This is a genomic window from Nocardia neocaledoniensis (assembly GCF_029868625.1).
GTDB classification, from domain to species: domain Bacteria; phylum Actinomycetota; class Actinomycetes; order Mycobacteriales; family Mycobacteriaceae; genus Nocardia; species Nocardia neocaledoniensis_A.
This window is the reverse complement of record NZ_JARWOJ010000223.1, coordinates 1-13,735: the sequence shown is the minus strand read 5'-3', so window position 1 is coordinate 13,735 and position 13,735 is coordinate 1. Positions and strand designations below refer to the sequence as shown.

At 70.9% G+C, this 13,735-nt stretch carries 17 protein-coding genes; 6 read left to right on the top strand and 11 right to left on the bottom strand.

What is annotated here, in order from left to right:
- Nucleotides 1-216: 216 nt before the first annotated feature.
- Nucleotides 217-552 carry an RNA polymerase-binding protein RbpA gene (locus tag QH270_RS16825; RefSeq protein WP_110040609.1) on the bottom strand — a complete coding sequence of 112 codons (336 nt, stop codon included), beginning with the start codon at nt 550-552 and terminating at the stop codon, nt 217-219.
- 215 nt (nt 553-767) lie between these two features.
- Between QH270_RS16825 and QH270_RS16820 the strand changes: the two genes are divergently transcribed.
- Nucleotides 768-1,094, top strand: coding sequence for a hypothetical protein (locus tag QH270_RS16820; protein ID WP_280343143.1), 327 nt, complete (start codon nt 768-770; stop codon nt 1,092-1,094).
- Between the two features lie 19 nt (nt 1,095-1,113).
- Here QH270_RS16820 and QH270_RS16815 read toward each other — a convergent pair whose 3' ends face one another.
- The 3 genes from QH270_RS16815 to mqo form a co-directional block, all read right to left on the bottom strand.
- Nucleotides 1,114-2,154, bottom strand: a complete 1,041-nt coding sequence (locus QH270_RS16815; RefSeq protein ID WP_280343140.1) for a hypothetical protein — start codon at nt 2,152-2,154, stop codon at nt 1,114-1,116.
- A 102-nt stretch (nt 2,155-2,256) separates the two neighbouring features.
- Complete coding sequence (locus QH270_RS16810; RefSeq protein WP_280343138.1) at nt 2,257-3,108, bottom strand: SDR family oxidoreductase; 852 nt, start codon at nt 3,106-3,108, stop codon at nt 2,257-2,259.
- Between the two features lie 47 nt (nt 3,109-3,155).
- Complete coding sequence (gene mqo / locus QH270_RS16805; protein ID WP_280343136.1) at nt 3,156-4,598, bottom strand: malate dehydrogenase (quinone); 1,443 nt, start codon at nt 4,596-4,598, stop codon at nt 3,156-3,158.
- A 91-nt stretch (nt 4,599-4,689) separates the two neighbouring features.
- Here mqo and QH270_RS16800 point away from each other — a divergent pair, with 91 nt between their 5' ends.
- Complete coding sequence (locus tag QH270_RS16800; protein ID WP_280343134.1) at nt 4,690-5,595, top strand: LysR family transcriptional regulator; 906 nt, start codon at nt 4,690-4,692, stop codon at nt 5,593-5,595.
- Nucleotides 5,596-5,598: 3 nt separating this feature from the next.
- Here QH270_RS16800 and QH270_RS16795 read toward each other — a convergent pair whose 3' ends face one another.
- Nucleotides 5,599-6,351, bottom strand: coding sequence for a M23 family metallopeptidase (locus QH270_RS16795; protein WP_280343130.1), 753 nt, complete (start codon nt 6,349-6,351; stop codon nt 5,599-5,601).
- A 184-nt stretch (nt 6,352-6,535) separates the two neighbouring features.
- On the opposite strand from QH270_RS16795, the gene QH270_RS16790 reads away from it, so the two are divergent.
- Nucleotides 6,536-6,874 (top strand): ArsR/SmtB family transcription factor, encoded by a 339-nt coding sequence (locus QH270_RS16790; protein ID WP_280343127.1) that lies wholly within the window; start codon nt 6,536-6,538, stop codon nt 6,872-6,874.
- Here QH270_RS16790 and QH270_RS16785 read toward each other — a convergent pair.
- Nucleotides 6,856-7,830 (bottom strand): glycosyltransferase family 9 protein, encoded by a 975-nt coding sequence (locus tag QH270_RS16785; RefSeq protein ID WP_280343125.1) that lies wholly within the window; start codon nt 7,828-7,830, stop codon nt 6,856-6,858. The genes QH270_RS16790 and QH270_RS16785 overlap by 19 nt on opposite strands.
- 173 nt (nt 7,831-8,003) lie before the next feature.
- On the opposite strand from QH270_RS16785, the gene QH270_RS16780 reads away from it, so the two are divergent.
- Both QH270_RS16780 and QH270_RS16775 read left to right on the top strand, forming a co-directional pair.
- Complete coding sequence (locus QH270_RS16780; protein ID WP_280343121.1) at nt 8,004-8,588, top strand: HdeD family acid-resistance protein; 585 nt, start codon at nt 8,004-8,006, stop codon at nt 8,586-8,588.
- Nucleotides 8,589-8,666: 78 nt separating this feature from the next.
- Nucleotides 8,667-9,017, top strand: coding sequence for a hypothetical protein (locus QH270_RS16775; RefSeq protein WP_280343118.1), 351 nt, complete (start codon nt 8,667-8,669; stop codon nt 9,015-9,017).
- A 45-nt stretch (nt 9,018-9,062) separates the two neighbouring features.
- Here QH270_RS16775 and QH270_RS16770 read toward each other — a convergent pair whose 3' ends face one another.
- The 3 genes from QH270_RS16770 to QH270_RS16760 all read right to left on the bottom strand — a co-directional run bounded on the left by QH270_RS16770 (nt 9,063) and on the right by QH270_RS16760 (nt 12,036).
- Nucleotides 9,063-9,863 (bottom strand): HugZ family protein, encoded by an 801-nt coding sequence (locus tag QH270_RS16770; protein WP_280343115.1) that lies wholly within the window; start codon nt 9,861-9,863, stop codon nt 9,063-9,065.
- On the bottom strand, nt 9,860-11,116 hold the full coding sequence (locus tag QH270_RS16765) for a lipase family alpha/beta hydrolase (RefSeq protein ID WP_280343112.1): 1,257 nt from the start codon (nt 11,114-11,116) through the stop codon (nt 9,860-9,862). Before QH270_RS16765 ends, QH270_RS16770 begins: the two co-directional genes overlap by 4 nt.
- 203 nt (nt 11,117-11,319) lie before the next feature.
- Complete coding sequence (locus tag QH270_RS16760; protein ID WP_280343110.1) at nt 11,320-12,036, bottom strand: metal-dependent hydrolase; 717 nt, start codon at nt 12,034-12,036, stop codon at nt 11,320-11,322.
- Nucleotides 12,037-12,187: 151 nt separating this feature from the next.
- On the opposite strand from QH270_RS16760, the gene QH270_RS16755 reads away from it, so the two are divergent.
- A complete protein-coding gene (locus QH270_RS16755; RefSeq protein WP_280343107.1) occupies nt 12,188-12,649 on the top strand; it encodes an SRPBCC family protein in 462 nt (153 codons plus the stop codon).
- 97 nt (nt 12,650-12,746) lie between these two features.
- On the opposite strand, the gene QH270_RS16750 is transcribed toward QH270_RS16755, so the two are convergent.
- A complete protein-coding gene (locus QH270_RS16750; protein WP_110040624.1) occupies nt 12,747-13,352 on the bottom strand; it encodes a GTP-binding protein in 606 nt (201 codons plus the stop codon).
- The gene (locus tag QH270_RS16745) at nt 13,333-13,707 is read right to left on the bottom strand and encodes a DUF742 domain-containing protein (protein ID WP_280343146.1); all 375 of its coding nucleotides are present in this window, start codon (nt 13,705-13,707) and stop codon (nt 13,333-13,335) included. The genes QH270_RS16750 and QH270_RS16745 overlap by 20 nt, the downstream gene beginning before the upstream one ends.
- Between the last annotated feature and the right edge of the window lie 28 nt (nt 13,708-13,735).

Sequence of the window (13,735 nt, the reverse complement as noted above, 5' to 3'; positions counted from 1 at the left end):
CGCTGGAGGAGATCAACCAGGGCTACCAGGACATGCTGGACGGCAAGAACATTCGCGGCATCATCCGCTACACCGAGGCCGACTGGTAGGTCAGCCCCGTCCTTGCCCCACCGCCGGGCGCCCCCCCCCCTCGGGCCCCCCCAACCCGGGGCGCGCACCCCCCAGGCCCCCCCCCCCTACGGGGGGGGGGGCCTTCGTCGTACGGGTTGGTTCCCGCTACCCGCGGCGGCGGGTCTTGAGCAGTTCGAGGCGCTCCTTGAGCAGCTCCTCGAGCTCCTCCTTGCTGCGCCGCTCGAGCAGCATGTCCCAGTGGGTACGCGGCGGCTTGACCTTCTTGGTCTCCACCGTGGTGCCCTCCATGAGCTGCCCCTCCTGGCCGTTGCGGCACAGCCAGGTGGGCGGGATCTCCGCGTCGTCGGCGAACGGGACGTCGAACTCCTCACCGTTGTCGGTGCGGTAGCGGGCGATCCGGCGCGGGGCCAGGTCGTGGTCGCGATCGGTCTCGTAGCTCACCGCTCCGAGCCGACTGCCTCGGAGTACGCGATCTGCCATGTGTGCTCCCTGTCTTCGGCGGCTGACGCCGCGGGTCCGCGGCCGTGGCGGTTATCGGCGCGCGAACTGGTCGTGGTCCTACCGTTAACGCGCGGGACGTCTGAACTGTTCCATTGTAGTGGAACCGCCGGATACGCCGAGCGCGCCATGAGCCGTGCCCGCTGAGCGAGACCTGAGCCGGTATTCCGGCCGCCGGACGGCTAGGGTTTCGCAGCATGTCGCGCAGTCGCCTGCTGTCCTGCCTGTGGTGCGGGCGGGAGATCGTGGATTCCGAGTCGGGTCGCCGCCGCCGCTATTGCCGTCAGTCGTGCCGCCAGCGCGCCTACGAGCATCGCACCAGCCTCAAGGGGACGGGGATTCCGGAGGACGCCGTGGTGCTGTCCGCCCAGGAAGCCGCCGACCTGGCCGACCGGTGGTTCGCCGCCCGCTGCGCCGCCGAGGACGTGGCGACCGCGGTCGACGAGGGCGCCGAACACGACGAACTGGCGAAGCTGAGCGCGACCCTCGTGCAGCTGGCGCGGGAAGCCGAGCGGTTGCGCTGACGCCGCGTCGTCCACCGGGTCAGGCCGGGTCCGCGGCCCGGTCGAGCTCGCGGGCGCGCAGGTATACCGTCGTCACCCCGCCTGCCACCAGCAAGGCGAGCGCGGCCGCGGCCCCGGTGGTCGCGAGGTCGGGAGCGGTCAGCGGCTGACCGCGCAGCGCCTGCCACAGTACGAGCGTGAGCAGCCCGAAGTACCCGAGGACCGCCACACCGAGCAGCGCCGCCCGCACCTTTTCGGTGCGCAGCCACCGATACCGGGGTGCCAGGGCGACCAGGCCGACGGCCAGCAGCAGGAGCACCTGGATGCCGTGCAGTCCGACGAAATGGGGGATGCGCAGGTCACCGCCGGTGGTGCTCCAATGGGTGATCGGCATGGCACCGAGCCCGTCGCGCGCCGCGTCGCCGGTGGCGCCGCCGGCGTGCACGGTGTGTCCGGCCATCAGCCCGACCACGGTGCCGTCGGACTGGCGGACCAGTTGGGGCCCGGTGAAGCCCATGAGGTAGCCGAGCGCCATGCCGGTCACCGCCAGCCACAGCCCGGCCTTCAACGCGATCGTGGTCGGCCGGTCGGCCAGCTTCTGCCACGAGATGATCACCGCCAGCACGAGATCGGCCACGAACAGGCCGGGCACGCCGGAGGCGAACACCTGCTGTCCGATCTGGTTGATCGGATCGTCGGCGGTGTTGAAATGGCTGAATGTCCCGCGCGCGGCCTGCAGCGCGATGAAGCCGACATCGAGCACCCCCGTGACCGCGAAGACGGTGCCCAGCCACCAGGTGGCGCGCCGGCCCCGGTGCGGCAGCCGCAGGATCCAGGCCAGCGTGAGGCCGTAGAGGGCGAAGGCGAGACCGAATTTCGCCGGTTTGAGCCACACCGATTCGCCGAGCAGCAGGCGGTCGTCGACGACCATGCCGATCATCGACACCAGGACCAGCGCGCCCATGAGGGCGGAGTTCAGCAGCAGCGGCCAGTGCCACGGTGCGGACGCCGTGCCGGGGTGCGCCGGTGCGGCGCGGAACCGGGCTCGGGACAGCGTGCGGGAGAGATCGATCGTCGCCATGGGATCGACGGTAGAAATCCGGTGTGCCGCAAGACCTCCCGCCGCGGAGTGGTTCCGCGCCCCTACTCCGGTAGGGGCCCGCCCTACCGGAGTTCGCCTCCGTCAGATGCCGAGGCGCCAGATGACGGCGTCGACCGCGCGTGGCGACACGGTCGCGACGGCCTGCAGGATCCGGGTGTAGCGCGGGTACAGCTCGATCGGCCTGGTGCGGATGGCGGTGCGGATCCAGTCGGCGGCCTGCTCGGCGGTCAGCGCGGCCGCGTCGTCGTAGGCGCCGGTGGGCGCGATCATCTCGGTGCGCACCAGCGGGAAGCCCAGCGTGGTGACGTGTACGCCCCGCGACCGGGTCTCGGCGCCCAAGCTGCGCCCGAACGCGCCGAGCGCGGCCTTGGACGCGTGGTAGGCGGTGAACTTCGGCATGCTGCCCGCCGCGACGCCCCAGGTGGCGACGTTGACGATGTGGCCTCGGCCCGCCGCGAGCATCGCGGGCAGCAGTCCCATGGTGAGTCGCGCGGCGCCGAAGTAGTTCAGCGCCATGGTGCGTTCGTAGTCGTGGAAGCGGTCGGTGGCCTCGGCCGCGCGGCGCCGGATGGATCGGCCGGCGTTGTTCACCAGCACGTCGATCGTGCCGTACTCGTCGAGCACCGTTTTGACCAGTGCGTCGGTGTCGTCGGCGTCGGACAGGTCGCAGGTGATCGCCTCGGCCTGTCCGCCGTTCGCTCGGACCGCGTCGCGGACCTCGAGCAGTGGCTCGGCGGTGCGGGCGACCAGGATCAGGCGGGCGCCGTCGCGGCCGAGGGCGTGTGCCGCCGCGCGTCCGACACCGGAGGACGCCCCCGTCAGCAGCACGGTCTTGCCCGCGATCTCGTGTCGCTCGCCCAGCACGAGCCGCGCCACCGTCCGGGGAACGGCCGGGGGATTGAGCAGCAGGGACCGGGCGAGACGTTCGAGCACGAGGACTCCTGGGGTAGCGGTACGACGGGAACTTACCAATTGGTAAATTACAAAGCGGTCAAACGAGTGTCAACGTCCGCCTCGGGCAGCAGCTCGGCCAGCAGGGGCGCCCATTCGTACCGGCGGGCCGGGAAGCACCGGTCGAGCAGCTCACGCATGATCGACGGCGCGATCGACGCGCCCGGCGAGGCGCCGAGCAGCCCGGCCACGGTCCCGTCGGCGCCGGTCACCAGCTCGGTCCCGAATTCGAGCACCCCACCGTACCTGCCGTCGGGCTTCACCAGCTGCGCCCGCTGCCCGGCCTGCACCAGCTCCCAGTCCGCCGGGTCGGCGGTCGGGTAGAAGCGGCGCAGCTGGGTGAACTTGCGGCGCCGCGACGCCAGCAGCTCGGTGATCAGGTACCGCACCAGATCGAGATTGCGCAGGCCGACCGACACCAGCGGCACGATATTGTGCGGCCGCAGCGTGGTGAACAGATCGGTGAGCTTGCCGTGGCGCAGCAGTCGGGTGCTGAAGGTGGCGTACGGGCCGAACAGCAGCGACGCGGCGCCGTCGACCTCGCGCCGGTCCAGGTGCGGCACCGACATCGGCGGGGCCCCGAGGGCGGCCTGACTGTAGACCTTGGCGTGGTGCTCGGCGACGACCTCGGGATTGTCGGTACGCAGGAACTGCGCGCCGAGCGGGAACACGCCGTACCCGCGGACCTCCGGCAGCCCCGCCCGCTGCAGCAGGCGCAGCGCGTAGCCACCCGCGCCCACGAAGACGAACCGGGCGCGCACATGAAAACGCCTGCCGCTGTCGAGGTCTCGTCCACGCACGGTCCACAGGCCGTCCCTGCCGCGGGTGAGGCCGGTGATCTCGCGGTGCAGCCGGACCGCGTTGCCCGCGGCCGTCATCGTCGCCAGTAGTGATCTGGTGAGCGCGCCGAAGTCGACGTCGGTGCCCGCGCGGTGGCGGGTCGCCGCCATCGGCTCCCCGTCGGCGCGGCCGCGCACGAGCAGTGGCGCCCACTCGGCGATCACCGCGCGATCCTCGGTGAACTCCATCGCCGCGAAGCCCGGCTGTTCGCGCAGGGTGGCGTACCGCTGCCGCAGGTAGGCGATATCGCGCTCGCCGAACACCACGGTCACGTGCGGCGTGGAATGGACGAAGGTGCCGGGGTCGGTCAGGGCGCCGCGCGCCGCCAGCGCCGACCAGCAGCGCCGGGAGAGCTCGAACTGCGCGGCGATCGCCGCGGCCCGCGTCCCGTCGCTCGGATCGGGCATGTAGTTGAGCTCGCACAGACCCGAATGTCCGGTGCCCGCGTTGTTCCAGGGGTGGCTGCTCTCGGCCGCCGGTTCGCCGAGTCGCTCGAACAGCGCGATCGACCAGTCCGGCGCGAGCGTGCTGAGCAGCGCGCCGAGCGTGGCGGACATGACGCCGCCGCCGATCAGCACGGCGTCGAGCACATCGTCGCCGCCGGCGGGGTGCAGGGGTGTCGTCTGGGTCATCGTCGAACCTCTCGTGAGCTGGTGTGCTGCCATCGTCACGCCGCGGGGAGTGATCCGTCCAATACGGAATCGCCGAGGATATGATCCGGAAATGGATGAGAACGGCGACGGGGGCGCCCAGGCGCTGGCACCGCTGCTGGCCGCGTTCGACGCGGCGGCCGAGGAAGGACACTTCACCCGCGCGGCGCTGCGACTCGGGGTACCGCAGTCCTCGCTGAGCCGCCGGATCAAGACGATCGAGCAGACCCTCGGCGTGGCGCTGTTCCAGCCCGTCGGCCGGGGCGTGACACTCACGCCGCAGGGCCGCGAGCTCTACGAGCACACCCGCGGACTGGTGCGCACGCTCGACGACGCCGTGCGCCGCGTGCGCGCCGACGCCGACCCCGACAGCGGTCTCGTCCGCTTCGGCTTCCCGCTCACTCTCGGACCGGTGAGCATCCCGACCTTACTGGCGCAATTCCACACGGGGGCGCCGCGGATCCGGCTGCACCTGGTGCAAGCGCACGGCGAGGCACTGGCCGACCAGGTGCGCGCGGGCACCCTGGACCTGGCGGTGATGATTCCACCGCCGGCCGACCTGCCGACGGTGCCGCTGGGTCGGCAGCGCATCGATCTGCACGTCGCGCGCACCCACCGGCTGGCCGGGCGTGCCGGGATCGACCTCGCCGACCTGGCCGGGGAGCCCTTCATCGCGAATCCGCCCAGCTATCAGCTGCGCAAGTTGCTCGATTCCTGGTGCGCCGCAGCGGGTTTCACGCCGCGCGTGGCCTTCGAGATCACCGAATTCGAGACGCTGCGCGAACTGGTCGCGCTCGGGCTCGGAGTCGCGCTGCTGCCCGCGGCCGAGCAGCCGCATCCCGACCTCGCGGTGGTGCCCATCGATGGCGAACGCGACCGCGAGATCGGGCTGGTCTCGGGAGGCCATCGGCCGACGCTCGCGGTCGCGCGGCTTCGGGATTTCCTGATCGCGCGGGCGGCGCGGATCAGGATGTCGTGAGGCTCAGTCCTGCGGAACGCCGACGTCGATGCCGCGGGCGGCCAGCCACGGGTGCGGATCGATCGGGGCGCCGTAGAGGGAGCCGTCCGGCACGTGCACCTCGTAGTGCAGGTGGGGGCCGGTCGACTGGCCACGGTTGCCGACGGTGGCGATGACGTCACCGGCGTTGACGTGCTGACCGGTCTCGACCAGGATCTCGTTGACGTGGCCGTACACGCCGATGGTGCCGTCGTCCTGCTGGATGCGGACCCACAGGCCGAACCCGGAGGCCGGGCCGGTCTCGATCACGGTACCGTCGGTGACGGCGAAGACCGGCGCGCCGATCGGATCGCCGAAGTCGATGCCGTTGTGCGCGGCGCCCCAGCGGGGGCCGAAGTAGGAGGTCAGCCTGCCGTTGACCGGCCGGACGGTGTGCGGGCGCGGCGGCGGCGGAGGCGGTGCGATCGCGGGCAGTGGCGGCAGTGCGAAGGCCGCGGCCTCGCGGTGCTCCTCCAGGGGAGCGGGCGCGGTGCCCTGCGGACCCTGCGCCTCGGCCGGGGTGTGGGCGGCGAGGCTGTACGGCGACTGACCCGCGGTGATGGCGTCGGCCGAGCTCGCGGCGATCGTGGTGCCGGAGGTCGGGGTCTCGGGCTCACCGAAGGTGGCGGCGGAGGTACCCACGAGTGCGGACAGAGCCACCGCACCCGCGACAACGCCTCCCCAACGACCGGCGAGGGCGTCGGAGACTCGAGCAGATAACGGGTTGGTCACGAACATGTCTCGAACGTAGCGAAGTCGTAACCTCGACACCGAACGATGTGGCTGTGATCACGGACCGCTATAACGCCAGTTGATCTATAACAGCGACATAACGAAAGCGGAAATTCCCGGGAGCGACCGGGGCGTCTGCGCAGGTCGCAAGATCATTGCCGAATCGCTGCTTCCCGAGGACACTGATTCAGTGGACACTAACGGAGTCCGGGCCATCACGGCCCTGTCCGACCCCACCCGGCGCGCGATCTTCGAAGCGCTGCCGCAGGGGCCGCGCTCGGTGGCCGAGCTCGCCGCCGCCACGGGGATCACCAGTTCCGCCGCGTCGCAGCACCTGCGGGTGCTGCGGGAGGCGCATCTGGTGAGCATGCGCCGCGACGGCAACCGCCACCTGTACTCCCTGGACCCCCGTGGCCTCGCCGATGCGCGCGACTATCTCGACCAGTTCCGGCCCAGCGCGCTGGCCGCGCATGCCGCGCGATTGCGCGACGCGGCCGGTCCCGGCCCGGCTCAGCCCACCCGGCGGTAGCGCGAGCGGGTCGACTCGGCCCAGTCCTGCTTGTCCAGCTGCGCGTCGACCGCGGCCACGACCTCGGGGACCCCGATCCGCAGCAGGCCGGGATCGGGCGCTCGGCCGTCGGGGTCGCCGACCTGTCCGGCCCACAGCACCGCGTGCCTGCCGAGCAGGTGGGCGGGGGGACCGCCGCGACGCGGCGGCGTCGGCCCGAAGAGCAGGACGGTGCGGGTGCCGAACGCCGTGGCCAGGTGCGCGACGCCGGTGTCGCCGCTGATCACCAGGGCCGCCTCGGCGACCGTGGCGGCCAGATCGGTGAGGTTCTGCCTGCCCGCCAGCACCCGGCCGTCGGGCAGTCCGGCCTGGGCGGCCACCTGCATCGCGATCTCGCGCTCGAACGGGTCACCGGTGAGCACCACGTCGCGGCCGAGGACGAGGAGGTGGCGCACCACCGCGGCGAAACGCTCCGGCGGCCACCGGCGCGCGGGCGCGCCCGCGCCGATGTGCACGACCACGCAGTCGCGCCGGCTCAGCGAGGCCACCGGGGGCACCAGTCCGAGATTGCGGCGATCGGCCACGATCCCTTCCGACTCGAGCAGCCGGCACCAGCGGTCCACCGCGTGCGCCTCCGGGTCCCACCGGGGCCCGGCGAGCTTGGGCAGCGCGGCGCAGCGATGGCCGATGATCCGGTCGGCGCCCGTGTCGGCGAGCGCCCGCGCGCTCGCACTGTCCGCGCCGTGCAGGTTCACCGCCAGTTCGGGCGCCGGTCCGTCCCAGATCAGGGCCGCCGGATCGGCAGTGGGAACCAGTTCGTCGACCGAGGAGATCAGGTCGACGATCTGTTCCAATCGATGCGGCGCCGCCAGCACGATCTTGCTGCGCGGTTCGGCCCGACGCAGGGCACGCAGAGCCGGGACCGCGGCGAGCAGATCACCGAGGCCCCGAGCTTGCAGCACGAGTACAACCGACACTTCCATGAGCTACCCGAGACCCAGGGGCGTCAAACGTTCGCGCGGGCAACGACGTGGCGGTGGTCACGAGCGGGCCCGTGCCGGCCTGTCCGCGGCGGCGGCGGTGGTCGCGACACGGCAACAGCGCCAGCTAATCTCCGGAAAACGAGAGTGGATCGGCATAACATCTCGTCATGACGACAAATACCGTGTTGGAGAGCCCCATCGCGGCTCTTGCCAAGAAAACCTGGCAAACGATTCTCGTCACCGGTCTCCTCGCGGTGATCCTCGGCATCATCATGCTGGTGTGGCCCGGTCCGTCGCTGCTGGTGGCGGGCATTCTGTTCGGCGTCTACATGGTGGTCAGCGGCATTTTCCAACTGGTCACCGCGTTCACCCACCTGCCGAGCACCAGCTTCCGGGTGCTGTCCTTCATCAGCGGTGTGCTGTCGCTGATCATCGGTGTCTTCTGCTTCCGCGACGACTTCACCTCGATCGTGTTGCTCGGCTTGTTCATCGGCATCAGCTGGCTCTTCCGCGGGGTGGCCGTGCTGTTCGCCGCGCTCGCCGAGTCCGGCGTCCCCGGCCGCGGCTGGCAGATCTTCTACGGCGCCATCAGCGCGATCGCGGGCGTGGTCCTGATCGTGTGGCCGATCAGTTCGATCGCCACCCTGGTGCTGGTGGCCGGTATCTGGCTGATCGTCATCGGCATCATGGAAATCATCACCGCCTTCGGCGTGCGCAAGGATTCACATCTGCTCGATCAGCCGGGCGTCTGATCGCACGGAATTGTTCGTCGGGAATCGGCCGGTGTCTTCGGACACCGGCCGTTTTCGCGTGAACTACGCTCGGCGTTCATGGAATTCGTTTATGACCTGGTGGTTGTCACCCACCTGCTCGGCATGGCCGCCCTGGTCGGTGGCTTCGTCGCGTCCCGCCCCGCCGTCTCCGAGTTGATGGTGTGGGGCGCGCGGGCCCAGCTGATCACCGGCGTGATCCTCGCCGGCCTTGCCTCGGGCGTCGATTCGCTCGACAAGGAGCCCGATACGACCAAGCTGGCCGTGAAGCTGGCGATCTCGGTGGCGGTCACCGCGCTGGCCGAGATGGGCAGGGCCGACGCCAAACGCGGCAAGCAGCTGGACTGGATGACCGACGCGGCGGGCGGACTCGCGATCGTCAACGTCGCCGTGGCCGCCCTCTGGCACTGAGGAAGCGGAAGGTCACGATCGCCGAGTCGCCTGCCGCGCGCCGGATCAGCCCGCCGCGCGCGCCCGGCGGGCGAGTTCGACCGTCGCCGAGCGCAATTCACCGACCTCGGTGAGCGGCTGCGCGTAGCCGACCCGCGTGCGCGCCACCCCGCGCGGGGTCTCCACCCGGAGTTCGAGGCCGTAGCGATCGGCCCGCTCGCAGGCGGCGGCGGTGGCGTCGGGGAAACCGCCGAGGTGCTGGGCCATGGCCAGCAGCGCGTCGGCGTGATCGGCGTTGAGGTGCGCGATGCCCGGCCCGGCCTGCGGCACGATCGGATCGGGATCGGCGGCCAGGTACTGCTCGGCGGAGGCCGAGTCCATCCGCCCGTATCCGCCGACCCACCGCACCCGCTGGATCCGCAGCACCCACAGCGTGAAGTCGCTGTAGTCGATGTAGTACTTCGCGGCCGGGACGGCGGCCAGGTGCGCGGCCCGCGCCGCCTCGGCCTCGGCGCCGACCGGCTGTTCCACTACGCCGGCCAGCGTGATGCGGGTGCCCGCCAGCGGATCGGCGGGAATGTCGGGCGTCACGATCGCGATGCTGGCGCGCGGATCGGCGGCCAGATTGCGGCCGTGCTCGGCCAGCCGCGAGACGCTCAGCACCGGCGCGCCGTCGAGCAGGCCGTAGGTGATGAAGGAGGCCCACGGCGCGCCGTCGGCCGTGAGGCTGGCCAGGGTGCCCGTATTGGTCGCCGCCGCAATCGTTCTGGCCTCCTCGGCCGCCGACGGGCGCGCCTCGTTGGCCAAGGGGGTCAGCGGCAGCGGGATGGCGGGTGCGTCGCCGGGATCGCCGTGGTCGAGAGTCATGGCGACAGCGTATCCACCCCGACCGCCCTGCGGGGCGTGCTCGTCAGCCAGCCGTGCAGGGCGCGATAGACCGCCTCGTGATTGAGCAGGCTGAAGTGGTGTGCGGCGGGGATGTGCAGGCCGTCGACGCCGCCCATGCCGATCCGCCTGGTCCGCCCCCGGCCCGATCCGCTGCCGGTGAGCACCAGCCCGTCGCCGATGATCCGTCCGAGGGGGTGCCGGGCACTGCGGGTGACCGTGGCGGTGACGAAGTAGTGCTCGGTGTCGGCCAGCAGCGGCACCTCGCGCACCGCTCGCGCGCGCAGGGTGTCGACATCGAGATCGCGCCAGTCCTCGTCGACCAGTGACCCCTGCCGCAGGTCGCGGATGCCCGCGCTGCGCCTGCGCAGCAGGGTGGCCAGCGGCCGGGTCTCCGGCAGCCGGTGCAGCGCCGCCGCGGCGTAGTGCGCGGCCTGTTCCAGCGGAGCGCCCAGGTGCGGCGAACCGAGGCAGACGACCTGGCGGACCGCGCGCACCCACGCCTCTCCGGCCACGTCGGCCTGATGACAGGCGCTGCGCGCGACCAGCCCGCCCATCGAATGTCCGAGCAGGCAGATCTGATGGACCGGCAGCGGCCAGGCCGCCACCAGGCGGGCCAGCTGCGCGCTGAGCAGCGCCGCGTTCTCGGAGATGTGCAGCCCGGTGTTGTAGCGCACGAAGATCGGGGTGTAGCCGAGGTCGAGATCGAGGCGCTCGCCGTAGGCGGGGCGGCCGCCGAGCCGCCAGGCGTGCTCGGTCTCCACCAGGCCGTGCACGTGGACGACGAGCCGGGAGGTCGGCACCGCGAAGTGCGCGGCCAGCTGCTCGGGTGGGACGGGGGCGCCGTCTACGCGGAAGGTCATGGGGGAGGCCAGGATCGGGGCCTCGTCCTCGAGCTCGTCGCCGATCAGTCCCTGCAGGGCGGCGAGCGCGCCCGCGCCCCACACGGTGCGCGAGGGCGCGGGCAGCTGGGGGAGCTGCACGGCCCCCGCGACCTCGCTCACCACGAATCCGGTCCCGCCGACCGCCGCGTACACCCCGGCGGTGATGGCGTCGTGCACGGCCTTCACCGGCGCCGCGGCGGGGCCGACCCCGATCCGCACGGCCGCGAAGACCCGGTCGGAGATGGCGCGGTGGATCGCCGCGATCCCGTCGACGGCGCCGATGAACTCGTCGCCGGCCAGCCGCGTGAGTGCCTGTACTTCGGCCTGGGACTGGGGGATCTGCTCGGTCACGGATTTGAGAGTACAACTGTGCACTGAAAAATGCGCGCAGTGGGTGCGGATTCACGAGGAAGGCCGATGTCGACGTTGCGCCGTCACAACCGAACACATGTTACTACTGCGATATGCGCATTGAACTATGTGTCATCGCAAGCTGACAACGAGAAAAGAAGGCAGGGACGGCGGGGGAGCCCGCCGCCCTCGGCCGCGGGGGATCAGGGTTGATGGACGATCGCGTACCACAGCGCGCCGAGCGTGCCGAGCACGAAAAGCGGCGAGATGACCCAGGTTTCGACCCGATTGCCAGTCCGCTCGATCAGCGGCACCCGCGTGCGCAGCGGGAACGGCCACAGCAACCGGACCCCGCGCTCGGTGAGACAGTCGCCGAGCAGATGCGCCAGACAGCCGAGACCCACGCAGATCGGCAGCCACGCGGGACGATCCACGATCCAGTGGTCCACCGCGAAGGTTCCCGCCGTCGCCAGCACGATGACCGTCCCGTACGTGCGCACGCTCTTGCCCGGTGGGCACAGGTGCAGCGAGCGCACCGCCAGCGCCAGCAGGAAGAAGACGAGGGCCAGGGTGAACGGCCTGCCCAGATAGTGCTCGCCCGCCCAGGTGGCGGCGATCGCGACGATCACGAACAGCAGCGAGTGGGTGCCGTGCCGGTGCCCACCCGAGGCCCAGGAGATCAACCGGCACAGGTGATGTGACAGCGGGCCGAGCACATGCGAGATGGTCCCGCTCGGATGGTCCGCGTCCGGCAGCAGCGCCGCGCCCGCGGTGAGCAGCGTCCCCATGATCAATTCGGCGATCCCGAATCGGGTTGTGTCGCTGTCGAACAGGGGAAACGCGGCGACCGTGAGGGGGAGCGCCGCGGCGGTTCCCGCCCAGGCCAGCGCCCCACTCGTCGCATGTGAATGTCCAAGCACCCCGCAACGTTAGTGGAGCGAACTACTTCGGCGCATATGCCGAGGAAGCCCGTCCGCGCCGCGGGTGTCGAGCCGCCGGCCGCTCGGCGAATTCGTCGCGCGCTCGAGTGGAAGGCTTGCCGGGGCGGCGCGCCGCTGGTTCGATCGGCCCGTGACCGAAACCTCCGACGTGCCCCGCATCGTCCACGCCACCCGCGACGTCGCGGCGAGCGCCGCCACGATCTTCGAGCTGATCGCCGATCCCACCCAGCAGCCGCGCTGGGACGGCAACGACAATCTCGCGCAGGCGAAGCCGGGTCAGCGGGTGCGCGCCGTGGGTGACGTGTTCACCACGACCCTCACCAACGGCGCCGACCGCGACAACCACATCGTCGAGTTCGAGGAGGGTCGGCGCATCGCGTGGAATCCGTCCGAGCCCGGCCTGACCCCGCCCGGTCACCTGTGGCGCTGGGAGGTCGAGCCGATCGACGAGCGCACCTCGCGGGTGACCCACACCTATGATTGGACGCGACTGCACGACGAGAAGCGCGAGGTGCGGGCCAGGGCCACGACCTCCGACAAGCTGCTGGCCTCGGTGGACCGGCTCGCCGCGATCGCCGAAGGCGAAGCCTGAGTTCGGCAGCCCCGCACGGAAAAACACCCCGCGATGGTGATCGCGGGGTGTTTCTCGTTCTGGTGGTGCACCGTTGCCGTGCGGAACAAGTGCTGCCCTAGGTGGTCACCGGGGTCCGGGTCGCGCGCTCGATCAGGTACTCGACCAGGTGCGTCAGCACCGCCTTGGCCGACGGACGATCGCGCGCGTCGCACAGCATCACCGGCGTGTTGGGATCGAGATCGAGTGCGTCACGTACCTCGTCGACGGTGTAGCGCGGGGCGCCCTCGAAGCAGTTCACCGCGATCAGGAACGGCAAGCCGCGCCGCTCGAAGAAGTCGACGGCGGCGAAGGAGTTGCTCAGCCGCCGGGTGTCGGCGAGCACGATCGCGCCGAGCGCACCACGGCACAGCTCGTCCCAGAGGAACCAGAATCGGTCCTGGCCGGGCGTGCCGAACAGGTAGAGCACCAGGTCGCGATCGATGGTGATGCGGCCGAAGTCCAGCGCCACCGTGGTCGTCGACTTCTGCTCCACCCCCGACAGATCGTCGACGCCGGTACTGACCTCGGTGATCAGCTCCTCGGTGCGCAGGGGCGCGATCTCGCTGATCGAGGAGACCATCGTGGTCTTGCCGACGCCGAAGCCGCCGGCGATGAGGATCTTCACCGAGGCGGCCAGGTGCTGCCCGCCCGATGCTGTGGGGTCAAAGTTTTCGGATGCCATCCAGAACCGCTCGCAATACGTTGAGGTCTCCCGCGCCGGCCTCGGCCGCCACCGGAGCCCGGAAGATGAGGTGGCCCTCGCCGATGAGATCACCGACGAGGATCTTGGTCACCGCCAGAGGAAGTTTCAGCACGGCCGAGACCTCGGCCACCGACTGCGGACGCTTGCACAGCCGTGCGATCGTCGCGTACTCGGGTTCCGGTCGGCGCAGGGTGGGGGCGGGGTGCACGGCCACCACCACCGTGAGCATGTCCAGGTCGTGCGCCGCACCCATGGTGCGGCCGCGGGTCACCGCGTACGGCCCGCCCCCGGGGGCGGCCCCGGCGGGGGACCCCCGATAGCCCCGGGGAGTAATTGGGGGGCGTCCAATAAAAGCCCAAAAA